The 19031-nt window shown below is 66.6% G+C and carries 10 protein-coding genes; 5 read left to right on the top strand and 5 right to left on the bottom strand.

Annotated elements, in window-relative coordinates; all coding sequences use genetic code 11:
- Positions 1-19: 19 nt before the first annotated feature.
- The 3 genes from paoC to paoA are packed head-to-tail and all read right to left on the bottom strand — an operon-like array spanning position 20 to position 3840.
- Positions 20-2227 carry an aldehyde oxidoreductase molybdenum-binding subunit PaoC gene (paoC, locus tag ASD15_RS20825; protein WP_057156946.1) on the bottom strand — a complete coding sequence of 736 codons (2208 nt, stop codon included), beginning with the start codon at positions 2225-2227 and terminating at the stop codon, positions 20-22.
- Between the two features lie 3 nt (positions 2228-2230).
- Complete coding sequence (locus tag ASD15_RS20820) at positions 2231-3184, bottom strand: xanthine dehydrogenase family protein subunit M (RefSeq protein ID WP_057156945.1); 954 nt, start codon at positions 3182-3184, stop codon at positions 2231-2233.
- Positions 3181-3840: an aldehyde dehydrogenase iron-sulfur subunit PaoA gene (paoA, locus tag ASD15_RS20815; RefSeq protein WP_057156944.1), complete on the bottom strand. Its 660-nt coding sequence runs from the start codon at positions 3838-3840 to the stop codon at positions 3181-3183. The genes ASD15_RS20820 and paoA overlap by 4 nt, the downstream gene beginning before the upstream one ends.
- A 203-nt stretch (positions 3841-4043) precedes the next feature.
- Here paoA and adhP point away from each other — a divergent pair, with 203 nt between their 5' ends.
- On the top strand, positions 4044-5072 hold the full coding sequence (gene adhP, locus ASD15_RS20810) for an alcohol dehydrogenase AdhP (RefSeq protein ID WP_057156943.1): 1029 nt from the start codon (positions 4044-4046) through the stop codon (positions 5070-5072).
- 54 nt (positions 5073-5126) lie between these two features.
- Here the strand turns inward: adhP and ASD15_RS20805 are convergent, their stop codons facing one another.
- Positions 5127-8285: a CHASE domain-containing protein gene (locus ASD15_RS20805; RefSeq protein ID WP_057156942.1), complete on the bottom strand. Its 3159-nt coding sequence runs from the start codon at positions 8283-8285 to the stop codon at positions 5127-5129.
- A 184-nt stretch (positions 8286-8469) separates the two neighbouring features.
- Between ASD15_RS20805 and ASD15_RS20800 the strand changes: the two genes are divergently transcribed.
- From ASD15_RS20800 to ASD15_RS20785, 4 genes are all read left to right on the top strand, one after another.
- Complete coding sequence (locus ASD15_RS20800; protein WP_229418283.1) at positions 8470-10161, top strand: CehA/McbA family metallohydrolase; 1692 nt, start codon at positions 8470-8472, stop codon at positions 10159-10161.
- A 65-nt stretch (positions 10162-10226) separates the two neighbouring features.
- Positions 10227-12272 carry a prolyl oligopeptidase family protein gene (locus ASD15_RS20795; protein ID WP_229418282.1) on the top strand — a complete coding sequence of 682 codons (2046 nt, stop codon included), beginning with the start codon at positions 10227-10229 and terminating at the stop codon, positions 12270-12272.
- 197 nt (positions 12273-12469) lie between these two features.
- Positions 12470-17350: a HAMP domain-containing protein gene (locus ASD15_RS20790; RefSeq protein WP_057156940.1), complete on the top strand. Its 4881-nt coding sequence runs from the start codon at positions 12470-12472 to the stop codon at positions 17348-17350.
- Between the two features lie 10 nt (positions 17351-17360).
- Positions 17361-18212 (top strand): CheR family methyltransferase, encoded by an 852-nt coding sequence (locus ASD15_RS20785; RefSeq protein WP_082552010.1) that lies wholly within the window; start codon positions 17361-17363, stop codon positions 18210-18212.
- Between the two features lie 19 nt (positions 18213-18231).
- Here ASD15_RS20785 and ASD15_RS20780 read toward each other — a convergent pair whose 3' ends face one another.
- Complete coding sequence (locus ASD15_RS20780; protein ID WP_057156938.1) at positions 18232-19005, bottom strand: methyltransferase domain-containing protein; 774 nt, start codon at positions 19003-19005, stop codon at positions 18232-18234.
- Positions 19006-19031: the final 26 nt, after the last annotated feature.

Genomic DNA, 19031 nt, shown 5'->3' with positions numbered 1-19031 from the left:
TTATCACCCCAGACCGGCTTTAAGTGTAGGCCGGCATTCGCGCCAGCAGCTTGTCCAGCGTAATGGGATAATCCCGCACCCGCACCCCGCTGGCGTTGTAGATGGCGTTGGCCACCGCCGCACCGACCCCGCAGATGCCCAGCTCGCCCACCCCCTTGGCCTTCATGGGCGAGGAAATGGGGTCGGTTTCATCCAGGAAGATCACATCCTGGTGCGGTATGTCGGCGTGCACCGGCACTTCGTAACCGGCCAGGTCGTGGTTGACAAAGAAGCCGTGGCGCTTGTCCAGCGCCAGGTGCTCCATCAGCGCGGCGCCCACGCCCATGGTCATGGCGCCGATCACCTGGCTGCGCGCCGACTTGGGGTTGAGGATGCGCCCGGCCGCGCACACGGCCAGCATGCGCCGCACGCGGGTTTCGCCGGTGGCCGCGTCCACGCCCACTTCGACGAAATGCGCACCGAAGGTCGATTGCTGGAATTCCTTGTCCAGCTTGCCGAATTCGATGGCGTCCTCGCCCACGATTTCGCCGCTTTCGGCCAGCTTGGCCAGCGGCGTGGACTTGCCGCCCGCGCTCACCTGGCCATCGGCGAACACGGCGTCCGCCGGTGGGTAGCCAGCCTTGCGCGCCACCTCCTCGCGCAGTTTCACGCATGCCGCGTACACCCCGGAGGTGGCGCTGTTGCCGCCCCACTGCCCGCCGGAGCCGGCCGAGACGGGAAATTCCGAATCGCCCAGGCGCACGGCCACGCTGGCCAGCGGCACGCCCAGCATTTCGGCCGCGGTTTGCGCAATGATGGTGTAGCTGCCGGTGCCGATGTCGGTCATGTCGGTTTCCACGGTGACGCTGCCGTCCCGCTCCAGCCGCACGCGCGCGGCCGACTTCATCACCAGGTTGTTGCGGAAAGCGGACGCCACGCCCATGCCCACCAGCCAGCGGCCGTCGCGCACGCTGGCCGGCACCGGCTTGCGCGCGTTCCAGCCGAAGCGTTCCGCCCCACTGCGCAAGCAGTCGATCAGGCGCCGCTGCGAGAACGGCCGGCCGGGCTTTTCGGGATCGACCTTGGTGTCGTTCAGGATGCGGAAGCGCACCGGGTCCATCTGCAGCTTCTCGGCCATCTCGTCCATCGCGATTTCCAGTGCCATCAGGCCGGGCGCTTCGCCGGGGGCGCGCATGGCGTTCCCCTCCGGCAGGTCGAGCACCGCCAGGCGGGTCTTGGTCATGCGGTTGGCGCCGGCGTACAGCAAGCGGGTCTGCTGCACCGCCACTTCCGGCTTGCCGCCGGGCAGATCGCCGGACCAGGACTCATGGCCGATGGCGGTGATCTTGCCGTCGCGCGTGGCGCCGATGCGGATGCGCTGGATGGTGGCGGGACGGTGCGTGGTGTTGTTCATCATGAGGGGCCGCTGCAGCGCCACCTTCACCGGCCGCCTGGCCGCGCGCGCGCCCAGCGCCGCCAGCAGCGCCTCGGCGCGCACGAACAGCTTGCCGCCGAAACCGCCGCCGATATACGGCGACACCAGCCGCACCTGCTCTTTCGGGATGCCCAGCGTTTTGGCCAAGTCGCCCTTGCCCCAGGCGATCATCTGGTTCGAGGTCCAGACGGTGACGTGGTCGCCCTTCCATGAGGCCACCGAAGCGTGCGGCTCCATCATGGCGTGCGACTGGTCCGGCGTGGTGTAGTGCAAGTCCAGCTTGACAGGCGCCGCCGCGAAGCCGGCATCGAAGTTGCCCGCCTTGGAATCGGCCGGCGAATCCGGGTCGGGCCTGGGCGACCTGGCCTTGTCCTTGGCCTTCGCCAGGTCATAGGCGCCCTTCTCGCGCACGTATTTCACCTTGATCAGTTGCGCGGCGGCGCGCGCCTGCTCGAAGGTGTCGGCCACCACCAGCGCGATGGCCTGGTGGTAGTGCTGGATTTCGGGGCCGCCCAGCAGTTTGGCGGTATTGAACTTGCCTTTGCCCAGCTTGCCCGCATTGGCGGCGGTGACCACCGCCAGCACGCCAGGCGCGCGCTGCGCCATGACCACGTCCATGGAAGCGATGCGGCCCTTGGCGATGGCCGAGCCGACCACGTAGCCGTAGGCCGCGCCGGGCGCTACCCCATGCTGTTCGTAGGCATAGGGCGCGGTGCCGCTGGTTTTCATCGGCCCGTCGATGCGGTCCGTGGCGCGGCCCACCACTTTGAGCTGGTCGATGGGATTGGTGCCTGCGGGAGTGTTGAATTTCATGGCTCAACCTTTCTTCGCTTCGGCCAGCACGGAAGCCAGGGTGCGCTGCACCAGCTGGATCTTGAAGGCGTTGTCCGGCGTGGTGCGGGCGCCGGCCAGCATCTGCTCGGCCACCGGCCCGGCGCCGCGCGCCAGGTTCTGCTCGGCGGCTTCGATGCGCCACGGCTTGTGCGCCACGCCGCCCAGCGCCACCCGCCCGCTGCCGTCCGGCTGGACGATGGCGGCCACCGACACCAGCGCGAACGCATACGACGCGCGGTCGCGCACCTTGCGGTAGACATGTTTGCCGCCCAACGGCCTGGGCAGCTTCACCGACGTGATCAGTTCGCCCGCTTCCAGCGCCGTTTCGATATGCGGCGTATTGCCCGGCAGGCGGTGCAGCGACACGATGGGGATGGTGCGCGCCGAACCGTCCGGTTTCACGGTTTCCACTTCCGCGTCCAGCAGGCGCATGGCAACCGCCATGTCGCTCGGATGGGTAGCGATGCAGGCGTCGCTGCCGCCGACCACCGCGTGATGCCGCGTGTAGCCGCCGATGGCCGAACAGCCGCTGCCCGGCTGGCGCTTGTTGCAGGGCTGGTTGGTGTCGTAAAAATAGGGGCAACGGGTGCGCTGCAGCAGGTTGCCGGCCGTGGTGGCGCGGTTACGCAGCTGCATCGACGCTCCGGCCAGCAGCGCGCGCGCCAGCACGCCGTAGTCGCGCCGCACGCGTTCGTCGGAAGCCAGGTCGGTGTTGCGCACCAGCGCGCCCACCCGCAGGCCGCCGTCCGGCAGCACTTCGATCTGGTCCAGCGCCAGCCCGTTCACGTCGATCAGGTGCGCCGGGGTTTCGATTTCCAGCTTCATCAGGTCCAGCAGATTGGTGCCGCCGGCGATGAAGCGGCTGCCGGGCGCACGCTGCGCGGCCGCCGCGGCCTCGGCCGGCGACTGCACGCGCTGATAAGTGAAGGCTCTCATGCCGCCCTCCCGGCCGCGCCGCTGCCCACCTCGACGATGGCGTCCACGATGTTGGAGTAGGCGCCGCAACGGCAGATGTTGCCGCTCATGCGCTCGCGGATTTCCTCCACGCTGAGCATGGGCCTGGCGGTCAGGTCCGCCGTCACGTGGCTGGGCTTGCCCTGGCTGATCTCATCCAGCACCGCCACCGCCGAACAGACCTGGCCGGGGGTACAGTAACCGCACTGGTAGCCGTCGTGCCGGACGAAGGCGGCCTGCATGGGGTGCAGCCTGTCCGGATTGCCGAGCCCCTCAATGGTGGTGACCTGCGCGCCCTCGTGCATCACAGCCAGTGTCAGGCAGGAATTGATGCGCCGCCCATCGAGCAGCACGGTGCAGGCGCCGCACTGGCCGTGGTCGCAGCCCTTCTTGGTGCCGGTGAGGTGCAGATGCTCGCGCAGCGCGTCGAGCAGCGAAGTGCGCGCGTCCACATTGAGCTCGTGCCTGGCGGCGTTCACCGTCAAGGCGCACTTGACCGGCGGCAGGCTGGCCGGCGGCGCTGCGCCGTCCTGTGCCTTGGCCAGCGCCACGGGCGGAATGGCGGCCGCCGTGGCGGACAGCGCACCCGCGATCAGCAGGTCGCGGCGGGAGATCTTGGTACCGGGTAACTCATCCATGGTTCGCATCCTCCGGGGCTGGTGACGCGAACCATTCTAGGACAACTATCGAACACGACTTGCACTGTTGCCTGCCGGATTTAACGCAATGAAGGTGATCCGTTCCCGGTGTTTTTGATCGAGATCAAAGGTTTGGGCGGATTAATTTCTTACGATCACTGAGACGCGGGCCTGGTGGCCCCCACACTCGACAGGGAGATTCCATGAGCAAGATGATGAAAGCAGCGGTGGTACGGGCCTTCGGCCAGCCGCTGCACATTGAAGACGTGGCCGTGCCGGCGCCGGGTCCCGGGCAAGTCCTGGTCAAGATCGAGGCGTGCGGCGTCTGCCACACGGACCTGCACGCGGCCTGCGGCGACTGGCCGGTCAAGCCCAATCCGCCCTTTATCCCCGGCCATGAAGGCGTAGGCTACGTGGCCGAAGTCGGCGCGGGCGTCAAGCACGTCAAGGCCGGCGACCGGGTCGGCATCCCCTGGCTGTACTCGGCCTGCGGACACTGCCCGCATTGCCTGGGCGGCTGGGAAACGCTGTGCGAATCGCAGCAAAACACCGGCTACTCCGTCAACGGCGGGTTCGCCGAATACGCGCTGGCCGATGCCGGCTACGTGGGCCACCTGCCGAAGGACATCGCATTTGTCGACATTGCCCCCATCCTGTGCGCCGGCGTCACCGTTTACAAGGGCTTGAAGGTAACCGACACCAAGCCGGGCGACTGGGTTGTCATCTCCGGCATCGGTGGGCTTGGGCATATGGCGGTGCAATACGCCAGGGCCATGGGACTGAACGTGGTGGCGGTCGATATCGACGAGCGCAAGCTGGCCCTGGCGCGGCGGCTGGGCGCCGCCCTCACCGTCAACGCCAGCACCGCCGACCCGGCGGCTGCGATCAAGAAAGAGATCGGCGGCGCACATGGCGTGCTGGTAACGGCGGTGTCGCCCAAGGCCTTCTCCCAGGCGCTGGGCATGGTTCGGCGGGGCGGCACGGTTTCCCTGAACGGCCTGCCGCCGGGCGACTTCCCGCTGCCCATATTCGACATGGTACTGAACGGCATCACAGTGCGCGGCTCCATCGTCGGCACCCGCCTGGACCTGCAGGAATCGCTGGCGTTCGCCGACGAAGGCAAGGTCAAAGCGACCGTCTCGACCGACCGCCTGGACAACATCAACCAGGTCTTCGACCGCATGCGCGAGGGCGATATCGAAGGCCGGGTGGTGCTGGACCTATCGCATTGAGCAGTCCGGCCGGCGGCATGCGCCTGTCAGCGCGCGTTCCGCCGGCCCCAGATCCTACCCCGCCGCATGCGCCGTCAACTCCTGGGCGATGTGGTCCTTCAGCACGTCCAGCAGCGGCTGCATTTGCGCGACGATTTGCTGAGCCTGGGCGGGCGTGGCGTCGGGCGGCAGGTGCTCAAGGGCCAGGCACAGCTCGGCGAAGCTCATCGCACCGACCGCGCGGGCCGACGATTTGATGCGGTGGCCCAGCTCGGCCAGGCGCGTCATGTCGGCTTCGGCCATGGCCTGGCTTACTTCCACCATGCCGTCGCGCGCGGCGTCCAGGAACATCAGCGCGTATTTGCGCATCTTGTCGTGCTTGTTGCCGAAGGTTTGCGCCAGCGCGGCGATGTCGAACAAGTCGGCGTCCGCGACGGGCACGGGCCGGGTGTCGGCGGGGCCGGCCGGCGGGCCGGCGCCGGGGAGGTCGGCGGCGGATGCGGATGCGGCGGCCATGGCAGCGGCGTCGTCCAGCGCCGCCGGGCTTTCCGGCAGCGGCGTTTCAATGCCGGCGGCGGCCGACACGGCTAGCCTGCCATCGAGGCGCGGCGGCCGCGTGCCTTCCACGGCACGCTGCATCATCCAGCGCGACAGCACCGTAAACAGCAGATTGGGCGCAATCGGCTTGGTGATGAATTCGTCCATGCCCGCGGCGATGCAGCGGGCCTGGTCGTCGCGTCCGGCGTTGGCGGTCATGGCGATCACCAGGGTGCCGGTGAGCCTGGGATGCGAACGGATCAGGCGCGTGGCTTCGTAGCCGTCCATCACCGGCATCTGCACGTCCATCAGCACGCAATCGAAGCGCTCCTTGAGCAGCAGGTCGATGGCTTCCTTGCCGTTGTTGGCGATGCACACCGTGGCGCCGGCGTCTTCCAGCAATTCCTGGCCCACCTGCTGGCTGAAGATGTTGTCTTCCACCAGCAGGATGTTGGCGCCCTGGATGGTGGCCATGACGTCAGCCTGCAGCACGTCGTTGCGGCTTTGCTCCAGGAAGTTGGTGCCCTTGGCCAGGCGCGCGGTAAACCAGAAGGTGCTGCCGTGGCCGCGCAGGCTGTCGACGCCGACCGCGCCGCCCATCAGCTCGGCGAGCTGCTTGCTGATGACCAGGCCCAGCCCGGTGCCGCCGTACTTGCGCGTGGTGGAGGTGTCGGCCTGGTGGAAGGACTGGAACAGCTTGTCCATCTGCTCCTTGGTCATGCCGATCCCCTGGTCCTGCACTTCAAAGCGCACCACGGTGTGGGTGTCGCGGTCTTCCACCGGGCGGGCGCGGATGTAGATCTTGCCGTTCTCGGAAAACTTGATGGCGTTGCTGGTGAAGTTGAGCAGCACCTGCTCCAGCCGCAGCGGGTCGCCGCGCAGCTGGTGCGACAGGCCGGGCCAGATCTCGAAAATCAGTTCCAGGTCCTTGCGCGCGGCACTTTCGCCGAGCTGGCTGGAAACGTTGCCCAGCAAGGTTTCCAGCGCAAAATCCAGCACTTCCAGCTCCAGCTTGCCCGCCTCGATCTTGGAGAAGTCGAGGATGTCGTTGATGATGCCCAGCAGGTGCTGGCCGGAGTGATAGATTTTTTGCAAGTAGTCGCGCTGCTTGGGATGGGTGACCGACTTCAGCGCCAGGTGCGCCATGCCGATGATGCTGTTCATCGGCGTGCGGATCTCGTGGCTCATATTGGACAGGAAGTCGCTCTTGGCCTGGTTGGCGGCCTGGGCCTGCTCCTTCAGGTTGTGCAGCTCGGTGATGTCGGTGGCCAGGCCGATCACGGCCGCCACGTCGCCGTCGATGCGCACCGGCGCCTTGACGGTCCACAAGTGCTGCACGGCGCCGTCGCGGCCCACATAGCGCTCTTCGCCGGCGCGCTTCACGCCGTCCAGGAATACTTCGCGCTCCTCGGCCCAGGCGGCGTCGGCCTGCGCGGCCGGCATCAGCTCGCGGTCGCTCTTGCCGATGATGTCCTCGACCGGCAAGCCCATGGCTTCGGCGGTCTTGGCGTTGGCGTAGATATAGCGGCGCTGCTGGTCTTTCATGAAGACGCGCGCATCCACGTTGTTGAGCACGCTATCCAGCAGCAGGCGCTGCTCGACGGCGCTGCGGCGCGAGAAGTACATGGTCAGCAGGTAGCTGTAGATCAGCATGGTGACGATGAAGCCGGTGGCCAGCGCGATCCATGGGAAGTAGGCGTCCAGCCCGGTGTGCATGTCGGAGCGCTTGACGCGGAACAGCGCCTTCCACAAGGTGCCGTTGAAGTCGATCGGCAGCACCGTTTCCATGTACTCGTCCGGGTTGGATGGGGCGATCGGCGCCGCTTCGATCGAGCCGTCGTCGTTGTACAGCAGGCGGTCGGTTTTTTCGATGGCAAGGCGGCGCTTTTCCACGTCGGTGGAGCTGTCCGCGTACAGCAGCATGTGTACTTGCCGGATAGCCATCTCGTCGATGGCGCCCTGCACCAGCTTGGCGACCGAAAAGCCGATGCCGACCGAGCCGATATAGGCCGCGCGGCGGCTGGCCACGTCGTGGATCGGCATGCCGCGCTTGTACACCGGCAGGCGCATGCCGAGGCCGATGTGCGGCAGCGGCTTCTTCACGATCACCGGCTGGCCGGAGGCGCTGATCTGGCCGGTGTCGCGCGACAAATCCATTGCGCGCGCAATGGCCGGGTTGACGCCGATGTCCACGCCGAAGCGCTCCATGACCTTGTCCATCGGCTCGAGGTAGAGCAGCACGGTGTACTGGTCGCGCCGGCCGGGCGGCTTGATGTCGAAATTGGGGTAGCCCTGCGGATTCAGGCTGCGGTCGTTGCGCACGGCGGCCACGAAGGCGTCGCGTTCGGCGTCCGTCACCGGCACCGCGTAGTTGAGCGCTTCGATGGCCGGGAAATGCTGCGGCAGGTTCAGGCTGGCCACGTACTGGTGGAACTGCTGGCGGTTGAGCGAGTCGCTGGTCTGGAACAGCGCCACCAGCCCGCGCACCACGTCCGAATAGGATTTCACCCGCTGCGAAATACTGTACTGGGTGCTGCGCGCCAGGTTGTCGAAGCGCTGGCGGTCGTCGTCTTCCACGGCGCGCGCCGCGTTCGAGTACAGCACCATGCCGACCGACATTGCCAGCGACAAGCCTATGCCCCAGAGCACAGTCCTTAAATTCATCAGGCCTTTGAGCAGGGAACCCAGGTTACGCATTCACGGTCACTTCATGCCAAGTTGTTTTGCATTGGAGCAGCATACTATTAAACACGGTTTCTCAACCAGAACTAACTGGCCATAGCCGCTGCTAGCAACACGCTAGTGATGCGCGGATTGGTTTTATGGCAAGCACGGAACCTCTGCTCCTTTTTGCGCTCTAAGCAACGAGCAGGAGGTGATCATGCATGCCATTCCACGACCATCCGCCATGGTAATCGCTGCCGGCCTCGCATGGGGCGCAAATTGCACCGCCGCAGAGCGGGAGCACAGCGAATTCGACGCGGTGCTGGCAGTGCCGGCGCAGCTGGCAAGCGGCGGCCCGGGCGCAGCGGATGCGGCGGTGCGCCTGCATTTCACCGTGCCGCGCGCGCTGGGACGCAAGGTCGGCTGGCGCCTGCAGCTGGTGGACCCGGCCGGCAACACCGTACGGCAATGGCGTGGTGCGGCTACCACGCAACGCGGCGCCAGCGGGGCACGCGACGGCGAAGGCACTGTGACGCTGCCGTGCTGCGCCGCTCGCCGCCCGCAGCGGCAGGGCGCGGCGCCCGCCCTGCCCGACGGCGTCTACCAGCTGCGCCTGCGCGCAGAGGCCGGCAGCGGCCGCGCGCGCGAAGTCATCCGGCAACGCTGGGAAGTCATGGTGGGACACCCGGCGCCGCTGGCCATGCGGCAGTTCGCCCCGCTGCCCACCGCCCGCGCCGCGCGCAGCGCCGCTGGCCTGCAGCCGGCCGCCGGCGAACTGCCCTATACCGTCTACTACGGCAACCTGCACAGCCAGACCAGCCACAGCGACGGCGGCGGTGCGATCGAGCATTGCAGCGGCGCCCAGGCGCCGCAAAGCGCACCCTTCGGACCGGAGGATGCGTACGACTACGCCCGCCGCCACGGCCTGGATTTCCTGATGACGTCCGAACACAACCACATGTACGACGGCTCGGAAGGCACCGATGCGTCCGCCGATCCGGCCCGCGCAACCGGCTTGTACCGCAGCGGCCTGGCGGCGGCGAACGCCTACAGCGCAGCGCACCCGGACTTCCTGGCCGTATACGGCCTGGAATGGGGCGTCATCAGCGGCGGCGGCCACTTGAACATCCTGAACAGCCAGGAATTGCTGGGCTGGGAACGCAACGCCGGCGGCGACCTGCTGGCCGACACCGCCACCGCCAAGGGGGACTACGGCGCACTCTACACGCTGATGCGCGAGCGCGGCTGGCTGGGCCAGTTCAACCATCCCAAGCAGAACCAATTCCGCGCCGGCGGCAAGCCGCTGGGCTACACCGAAGACGGCGACGCCGCCATGGCGCTGTGCGAAGTGATGAACACCAACGCCTTCTCCGTCAACACCACCGAAACGGAAACGCGCCGCAGCACCTACGAGGAAACGTGCCAGCGCCTCCTGGAGGCCGGCTACCACGTGGCCTTTGCCACCAACCAGGACAACCACTGCGCCAACTGGGGCATGTCGGCGCCCAACCGCACGGCAATATTGATACCGCAAGCATCCGCGCTGTCGTCCACCGCCTTCCTCGAGGCGATCCGCGCCCGGCGCGTGTTCGCCACCATGGACAAGCAGGCCCAGATCATTCTCACCGCGAACGGCCGCCTGATGGGTGAGCGCTTTAGCAACAGCGGGCCGCTGACGCTGGAAGTGCGGCACGCCAGCGCTGGCGGCAAGCAGGTAGCCGCGCTGGCCATCATCGAAGGCGAGCCCGGCCGCCGCAACTCGGCCGCCCCGCTGCCGGGCGCCTCCGCCAGCACCACCATCACCCCCACGCCGGGCGAGCACTTCTACTACGCGCGCATCACCCAGGACGACGGCGCCGTGCTGTGGTCCGCCCCGGTCTGGGTTAGCCAGCAGCCTGCGCCGCCCTAGCAACAGGCATGCGCCGGGCATGTCACAATAGACGGATGAGACCACGCGCCGCTATGGAGACTTGCATGCCCGCACGACAGAATACCGCCCAAACCGCCACCGGCGCCGATCCCCATCTCTGGCTTGAGGACGTGGCAGGCGAGGCGCCGCTGGAATGGGTGCGCGGACAAAACGCCGTCGCCAGCGGCGAACTGGAAGCCACGCCGCAGTTCGCGGCGCTGCATGCGCGCTTCAAGACCATCCTCAATTCGCAGGACCGCATTCCTTACGTCAGCCTGCATGAAGGCTATTACTACAACTTCTGGCGCGACGCCACCCATGTGCGCGGCATCTGGCGCCGCACCACGCCGGAACAGTTCGTGCTGGCCGATCCGGCGTGGCAGACCATGCTCGACCTCGACACCCTGGCCGCCGCCGAGGACGAGAACTGGGTCTGGGCCGGCGCCGACTTCCTGCACCGCGATACGCGCTGCCTGCTGTCGCTGTCGCGCGGCGGTGGCGATGCCTGCGTGCTGCGCGAATTCGACGTTGCCACCCTCGCCTTCGTGGCGGACGGCTTCAGGCTGCCGGAAGCGAAGACGCGCTCGGCCTGGATCGACCGCGACACCCTGTTTGTCGCCACCGACTTCGGCCCGGGGTCCATGACCAGTTCCGGCTACCCGCGCATCGTCAAGGAATGGCGCCGGGGCACGCCGCTGGACCAGGCGCTGACCGTGTTCGAAGGCGCGCCGGACGACCTGGCAGTGGGCGCGGCCAAGGACTTCACGCCCGGCCACGAGTTCCAGCTGATCTGGCGCTCCATGAGCTTCTACGCCAACCAGCTGTACCTGCGCGAAGGCGCCGGCCTGGTCAAGGTGGACAAGCCGGACGACGCCACCGCCTACACCGTGCGCGACCAGCTCATCATCGAACTGCGCTCCGAATGGACGGTGAACGGCGCCGTCTATCCGCAAGGCGCGTTGCTGGCCACGGATTTCCGGCGCCACATGCGGGGCGAGCGCGACTTCGCGGTGCTGTTCGCGCCCACGCCCACCAGCTCGCTCGACGGCGTCAGCGCCACGCGTTCGGCCCTGCTGCTGAATGAACTGGACAACGTGAAGAACCGCATCGTCGAGCTGCGCCACGTGGACGGCGCGTGGCAGCGCCGCACCGTCAACGCGCCCGCCTTCGGCACCCTGGACGCGAGCGCGCTCGACAGCATCGACAGCGACCAGTACTTCCTGTCCGTCACCGACTTCCTCACGCCCACCACGCTCTACCTGGCCGAGGCCGGCAGCGACGAGCGGCTGCAGCTGAAAGCCCTGCCCGCCTATTTCGACGCCGCGCCATGCCGGGTGCAGCAGTTCCAGGCCACCTCGCGTGACGGCACTGCCGTGCCCTATTTCGTCGTCAGCGGCAAGGACGCGGCGCCCGGCGCCGAACGCCCGGCGCTGCTGTACGGCTACGGCGGTTTCGAGGTGTCGCTGAAGCCCTTCTACAGCGCCGTCACCGGCTCCGCGTGGCTGGAGCAAGGCGGCGTCTACGTGCTGGCCAACATCCGGGGCGGCGGCGAATTCGGCCCGCGCTGGCACCAGGCGGCGCTGAAGGAACACCGCCAGCGCGCCTTCGACGACTTCATCGCCGTGGCAGAAGACCTGCTCGCGCGCGGCCTGAGCACTCCGCGCCGCCTCGGCATCATGGGCGGCAGCAACGGCGGCCTGCTGGTGGGCGCCGTCATGGCGCAGCGCCCCGAACTGTTCAACGCCGTGGTGTGCCAGGTGCCGCTGCTGGACATGAAGCGCTACCATCAACTGCTGGCCGGCGCCTCCTGGATGGGCGAATACGGCGACCCGGACGATCCGGCGCAGTGGGACTACATTGCGCGCTATTCGCCCTACCAGAACGTGCACGCCGGCAAGCGCTATCCGCGCGTGCTGTTCACCACTTCCACCCGCGACGACCGCGTCCATCCCGGCCACGCGCGCAAGATGGCAGCGCTGATGCAAGGCCAGGGACACGACGTGCTGTACTGGGAAAATACCGAGGGCGGCCATGCCGGCGCCGCCAACAACGACCAGCAAGCCATGATGTGGGCGCTGACCTACGCCTTCCTGCTCAAGCAGCTGGGCTAAGCGCTGTCGTTGCGCCTATCGTGCGCGGCGGAAAGACAGAAAGTTTTATCTTTGGAAATAGTTCCCAACAGTATTGCCTTATTGCTAAACTAACTATTTTTGCAGCGTGTTGCTGCGTGCAACGACTGCTTGACTCCGCTATTTAGCGGAGTATCTTTTACGTCCATATCCGCTCCCCCTGCCGAGGATTTCCGCCGATGAACAACATGACCGACTTTGCCGAGGAACTGGACATCAAGCTGCTGCTGCAGACCTTGATGGCCCTGAAAAAAGGCGACTTTACGGTACGCATGCCGTCCGACTGGACTGGCATGCCGGGCAAGATCGCCGACACGCTCAATGAGATCATCGAGACCAAGGAAAAAATGGTCAAAGTGGTCACCGAGGTGAGCCGCGTGGTGGGCCGCGAAGGCCGCCTGACGCAGCGCGCGCTGGTGCCCAACGTGACCGGCGGCTGGCAGACCATCCTGAGCTCCGTCAACACGCTGATCGACGACCTGGTGCGCCCCACCACCGAAATGGCGCGCGTGATCGGCGCGGTGGCGAAAGGCGACCTGTCGCAGACCATGGCGCTGGAAGTGGACGGCCATCCGCTCAAGGGCCAGTACCTGCGCGCGGCCACCACCGCCAACACCATGGTGGAGCAGCTGTCTTCGTTCTCCTCCGAAGTGACGCGCGTGGCGCGCGAAGTGGGTACCGAGGGCAAGCTGGGCGGCCAGGCACAGGTGAAAGGCGTGGCCGGCACGTGGAAGGACTTGACCGACTCGGTGAACTCCATGGCCGGCAACCTCACCTCCCAGGTGCGCAACATCGCCGAAGTGACCACCGCCGTGGCCAACGGCGACTTGTCCAAGAAAATCACGGTGGACGTGCGCGGCGAGATCCTGCAGCTGAAGGACACCATCAACGTGATGGTGGACCAGCTGCGCTCCTTCGCCTCGGAAGTAACGCGCGTGGCGCGCGAGGTGGGCACCGAAGGCAAGCTGGGCGGCCAGGCCTACGTGCCCGGCGTAGGCGGCACCTGGAAGGACTTGACCGACAACGTGAACTTCATGGCGTCCAACCTCACGGGCCAGGTGCGCAACATCGCGGCGGTGACCACCGCCGTGGCGAACGGCGACTTGTCCAAGAAGATCACGGTGGACGTGAAGGGCGAGATCCTGGAACTGAAAAACACCATCAACGTGATGGTGGACCAACTGTCCTCCTTCGCATCCGAGGTGACGCGGGTGGCGCGCGAGGTGGGTACCGAGGGCAAGCTGGGCGGCCAGGCGCAGGTGAAGGGCGTGGCCGGCACCTGGAAGGACTTGACCGACTCGGTAAACTCCATGGCGGGTAACCTGACCGGCCAGGTGCGCAACATCGCGGACGTGACCACCGCCGTGGCGAACGGCGACTTGTCGAAAAAGATCACGGTGGACGTGAAGGGAGAGATCCTGGAACTGAAAAACACCATCAACGTGATGGTGGACCAGCTGAACTCCTTCGCCTCCGAGGTAACGCGGGTGGCCAGGGAAGTCGGCACCGAGGGCAAGCTGGGCGGCCAGGCCAACGTGCCCGGCGTGGCCGGGACCTGGAAGGACTTGACCGACGGCGTGAACTCGATGGCGGGTAACCTGACCGGCCAGGTACGGAATATCGCGGAAGTGACCACCGCCGTGGCGAACGGCGACCTGTCGAAAAAGATCACGGTGGACGTGAAGGGCGAAATCCTGGAACTGAAAAACACCATCAACGTGATGGTGGACCAATTGTCCTCCTTCGCCTCGGAAGTAACGCGCGTGGCGCGGGAAGTGGGCACCGAGGGCAAGCTGGGCGGCCAGGCCTACGTGCCCGGCGTGGGCGGCACCTGGAAGGACTTGACCGACAACGTGAACTTCATGGCATCGAACCTGACGGGCCAGGTGCGCAACATCGCGGCGGTGACCACCGCCGTGGCGCGCGGCGACTTGTCCAAGAAAATCACGGTGGACGTCAAGGGCGAGATCCTGGAACTGAAAGACACCATCAACGTGATGGTGGACCAATTGTCGTCCTTCGCATCGGAAGTCACGCGCGTGGCGCGCGAGGTCGGTACCGAGGGCAAGCTGGGCGGCCAGGCCAACGTGTCCGGCGTGGCCGGCACCTGGAAGGACTTGACCGAGAACGTGAACCAGCTGGCCGCCAACCTGACCAACCAGGTGCGCGCGATTGCCGAGGTGGCGACCGCCGTGACGCGCGGCGACTTGTCCCGTTCCATCCAGGTGGAGGCGCGCGGCGAGGTGTCCTACCTGAAGGACAACATCAACGAGATGATCCGCAACCTGAAGGAAACCACGCAGAAAAATGCGCAGCAGGACTGGCTGAAGACCAACCTGGCGCGCTTCACCCGATTGCTGCAGGGCCAGCGCGACTTGCAGGCCGTGACCAAGCTGATCCTGTCCGAACTGGCGCCGCTGGTGTCGGCCCACCACGGCGTGTTCTACATGATGGACTCGCAGGAAACCGACGCCCGCCTGCGCATGATCGCCAGCTACGGCTACCGTTCCAGCCGCAAGCTGCCGACCTCCTTCCTGCCGGGCGAGGGCCTGGTCGGCCAGTGCGCGCTGGAGAAGGTCCGCATCTGGCTGACCGACGTGCCGCGCGACTACATCGTGGTCTCGTCCGGCCTGGGCGCGGCGCCGCCGACCAATATCGTGGTGCTGCCCATCCTGTTCGAGCAGCAGGTCAAGGCGGTGATCGAGATCGCATCGCTGGACCGCTTCACCGAGACCCACCTGTCCTTCCTGGACCAGCTGATGGAGTCGATCGGCGTGGTGCTCAACACCATCGAAGCGAACAGCCGCACCGAATCGCTGCTGACGCAGTCGCAGTCGCTGGCGCAGGAACTGCAGCAGACCAACCAGGAACTGGCCGAAAAAGCCCGCCTGCTGTCCGAACAGAATATCGAGGTGGAGCGCAAGAACCGCGAGGTGGAACAAGCCAAGCTGGCGCTGGAAGAGAAAGCCACCCAGCTGGCGCTGTCGTCCAAGTACAAGTCCGAGTTCCTGGCCAATATGTCGCACGAGCTGCGCACGCCGCTAAATTCGCTGCTGATCCTGGCGCAACAGCTGGGCGACAACCCCGAGGGCAACCTGTCCGGCAAGCAGGTGGAGTTCGCCAAGACCATCCACGGCTCCGGCTCGGACCTGCTGACGCTGATTAACGACATCCTGGACTTGTCGAAGATCGAATCCGGCACCGTCACGCTGGATGTGTCCGAATACCGCTTCGCCAACCTGCGCAACTACGTCGACCGCACCTTCCGCCACATGGCAGAAGCCAAGCACCTCGGTTTCACGGTGGAACTGTCGGACAACCTGCCGACCGCCGTGATGACCGACACCACGCGCTTGCAGCAGGTGCTGAAAAACCTGCTGTCGAACGCCTTCAAGTTCACCAACCACGGCCAGGTGTCGCTGGCCATCGGCCTGGTGACCAGTGGCTTCAGCAGCGACCACCCCAACCTGCTGCACGCGGACGCGGTGCTGGCCTTCGCCGTCACCGACACCGGCGTCGGCATCGCCTCCGACAAGCTGCAGCTGATCTTCGAAGCGTTCCAGCAGGCCGACGGCTCCACCGCCCGCAAATACGGCGGCACCGGCCTGGGCCTGTCGATCTCGCGCGAACTGGCGCGCCTGCTGGGCGGCGAGATCCGCGTCGAATCGGTGGTCGGCAGTGGTTCCACCTTCACCCTGTTCCTGCCCTACAACCGCGCAGGATTCATCAACTACGACCTGAGCCGCCAGCCGCCGACGCGCGCACCGGTACAGCCGCCGCAGGTGGTCTACATGCCGCCGGCGCAGGAAGTGGAAACCATCGCGGAGCCGGAAGCCGACCTCTCCATCTACAGCGCCACCATCGACGACCGCGGGCTGGTGGCGGCCGGCGACCCGTCGGTGCTCATCATCGAGGACGACGAGCGCTTCGCCAAGGTCGTGCTGGAATACGCGCGCGAGAAGAACTTCAAGGGCATCGTCACGCACAAAGGCGACTCGGCGCTGTCGCTGGCGCGCGACTACCTGCCGTCGGCCATCCTGCTCGACATCGACCTGCCCGACATCGACGGCTTCACGGTGCTGGACCGCCTGAAGCGCGACCCGAGCACGCGCCATATCCCGGTGCACGTGATGTCCAGCCTGCGCGAGCGCGAACGCGCGCTGCGCCAGGGCGCCATCTCCTACCTGAACAAGCCGGTCAGCAAGGACGCGCTGCACGAGGAATTCACCCGCATCCAGAAGTTCCTGCTGGGCGGCAAACGCAGCCTGCTGGTGGTGGACGACGAGCAGCACCAGCGCGACGCCATCGTCAGCCTGATCGGCGACTCCGACCTGCGCATCGTGGCGGTGGACACCGGCGAGCGCGCGCTGCAGGCGCTGCGCGACAACCACTTCGACTGCATGGTGCTGGACCTGACGCTGCCCGACATCAGCGGCTTCGACCTGCTCGACATCATCGGCAAGGATTCCTCGCTGCGCGACCTGCCCATCGTAATCAACACGGCGAAAGAGCTGGACCGCAAGGAAGTGGCCAAGCTGAAACGCTACGCCAAGACCATCGTCATCAAGGACGCCCGCTCGCCGGAGCGCCTGCTGGACGAGACGGCGCTGTTCCTGCACCGCTCCCAGGCCAGCCTGCCGGAGCTGCAGCGCCGCATGCTGGAAGAGATCCACGCTGCCGACAGCGGCCTGGCCGGGCGCAAGGTGCTGATCGTCGACGACGACCTGCGCAACATCTTCGCGCTGTCCTCGCTGCTGGAGCGCCAGCAGATGCAGGTGTCCTTCGCCGAGAACGGACGCGACGGCATCGAAGTGCTGGAGCGCGATCCGACCATCGAGATCGTCCTGATGGACATCATGATGCCGGAGATGGACGGCTACGACACCATGCGCGCCATCCGCCGCATACCGAAGTTCAAGTCGCTGCCCATCATCACGCTGACCGCCAAGGCCATGAAGGGCGACCGCGACAAGTGCATCGCCGCCGGCGCCTCCGACTACATCACCAAGCCGGTGGACGTGGCGCAGCTGCTGTCGCTGATGCGGGTCTGGCTGCACTGATGAGCGCGCGATGACAAATGTGTCCCCGATGCGGCGCGACGCGCCGCCGGAAGTCGAGGAACTGGAACTGGACTTGCTGGCCGAAGCGCTGTTCCAGCGCTACGGCTACGACTTCCGGGGCCACGACCGCGCCATCCTGCGGCGCAAGCTGCGCGGCGTGCTGCAGCAACGCAGCCTGCGCACGCTGTCAGCCTTGCAAGGCCAGGTGCTGCACGACCCCGGCGCCGCCAGCGCCGTGCTGCGCGCGCTGCACGTGCCGCCGGCAACCATGTTCGATGATCCCGAAGAAGCGCGCCTGCTGCGCCAGGCCTCCGCCGCCTGCCTGCACGGCGCGGCGCTGCCCAAGGTCTGGCTGGCCGACTGCGCCGGCGCCGAGCAGGCCTGGACGCTGGCCGTGCTGCTGGCCGAACAAGGCCTGCTGGCGCGCACCGAGCTGCATTGCACCGTCGCCAGCGACGCGCTGCTGGCCGAAGCCCAGGACGCCTCCATTCCGCTCGAGCGCGTGGCCGAATGCCAGGCCAGCTATGACCATGCCGGCGCGGGCCACGGACGCCTGATGGACCACTTCCAGGTGGTTGGCCGGCGCGCCGTGCTGCTGCCGCAGCTGCGCAGCCGCATCACCTGGGCGCAATACAACCTGGTGACGGACGCCTCTTTCAACGAATTCAACCTCATCGTCTGCCGCCGCGCCCTGCCCGACTTCGGCCCGCTGCTGCGCCAGCGCGTGCTGCAGCTGTTCCACGCCAGCCTGGCGCCGTTTGGCGTGCTGGCACTGGACCGCCAGTTCGACGAAAGCGAAGCCCTGGCCGCCTTCTACCGGCCCTTGCTGCCGCTGCAGCCCTGGTACAAGCGCATCGCCTAGCGGCGCGGCCCGGGCGCCGTCAGTAAATCTCCTGCGGCGCGCAAACGGCATCGAACATGGCGGCGTCGATGTCGAAGGAATAGTCCTCCTGCACGCTGAAATACGCGCGCGCCTCGTCCGGCGCCGTGTCAAACAGGCTGCGGATCGCCTGCACACGCAGTTCGGGCGTGCGCATGCGCGCCACCCATTCGCCAAACTGCATCCTCAGCTTCCACTGGCGCGACAACTGATGCGCGAAACCGGCGTTTCCCAGCTTGGCACCCCATTCGCACACCCGGTAGTCGCGCACGTGCGAGCCATCGCGCAGCAGCTCCACGGCCTGCAGCGTGCTGTCGAACAGCGCAGCTTGCGGCGCAACGATATCGATGACGACAAGGCGGCCGCCGGCGCACAGCACCCGCCGCACCTCGTGCAGGGCAGCCTGCACGTCCGGCCAGTGGTGGGCGGAAAAGCGCGTCACCACCAGCTCGAAACTGGCGTCGGCGAACGGCAGTTTGCCAACGTCCCCCTGGCGCGTGCCGATATTCCGCAGGCCCCGTTCCCGGCTTGCGGCAGCCACCACGTCCAGCATTTGCGCTGACAAATCGTAGGCCACCACCGATTGCGCGGCCGGCGCCACGGCGAAACTGGCGTGGCCGGCGCCGCAGCCCAGGTCCAGCACACGGGGCGCCGGCATGCCCTGGGCGATGGCGTGCAGCGCCGCCAGGTCCGCCCCTTGCGCGTGGACGCTGCTGCTCAGATAGCTGCTGGCGGTATTGCCGAATTGCTGGGCTACATAGCTTTGTTGTTGCATTTAATTCTCCATGAAGGGACGAGTTG

Source organism: Massilia sp. Root351 (genome assembly GCF_001425045.1).
Taxonomy (GTDB): Bacteria; Pseudomonadota; Gammaproteobacteria; order Burkholderiales; family Burkholderiaceae_D; genus Rugamonas.
This window is presented reverse-complemented; position numbering and strand designations above follow the sequence as displayed.

Coding starts and splice junctions, on each gene's coding strand:
- ASD15_RS20780 (WP_057156938.1), bottom strand. CDS start 19,005: ATGCAACAACAAAGCTATGTAGCCCAGCAATTCGGCAATACCGCCAGC.
- ASD15_RS20820 (WP_057156945.1), bottom strand. CDS start 3,184: ATGAGAGCCTTCACTTATCAGCGCGTGCAGTCGCCGGCCGAGGCCGCG.
- ASD15_RS20795 (WP_229418282.1), top strand. CDS start 10,227: ATGCCCGCACGACAGAATACCGCCCAAACCGCCACCGGCGCCGATCCC.
- ASD15_RS20805 (WP_057156942.1), bottom strand. CDS start 8,285: ATGCGTAACCTGGGTTCCCTGCTCAAAGGCCTGATGAATTTAAGGACT.
- ASD15_RS20785 (WP_082552010.1), top strand. CDS start 17,361: ATGACAAATGTGTCCCCGATGCGGCGCGACGCGCCGCCGGAAGTCGAG.
- adhP (WP_057156943.1), top strand. CDS start 4,044: ATGAGCAAGATGATGAAAGCAGCGGTGGTACGGGCCTTCGGCCAGCCG.
- ASD15_RS20800 (WP_229418283.1), top strand. CDS start 8,470: ATGCATGCCATTCCACGACCATCCGCCATGGTAATCGCTGCCGGCCTC.
- paoC (WP_057156946.1), bottom strand. CDS start 2,227: ATGAAATTCAACACTCCCGCAGGCACCAATCCCATCGACCAGCTCAAA.
- ASD15_RS20790 (WP_057156940.1), top strand. CDS start 12,470: ATGAACAACATGACCGACTTTGCCGAGGAACTGGACATCAAGCTGCTG.
- paoA (WP_057156944.1), bottom strand. CDS start 3,840: ATGGATGAGTTACCCGGTACCAAGATCTCCCGCCGCGACCTGCTGATC.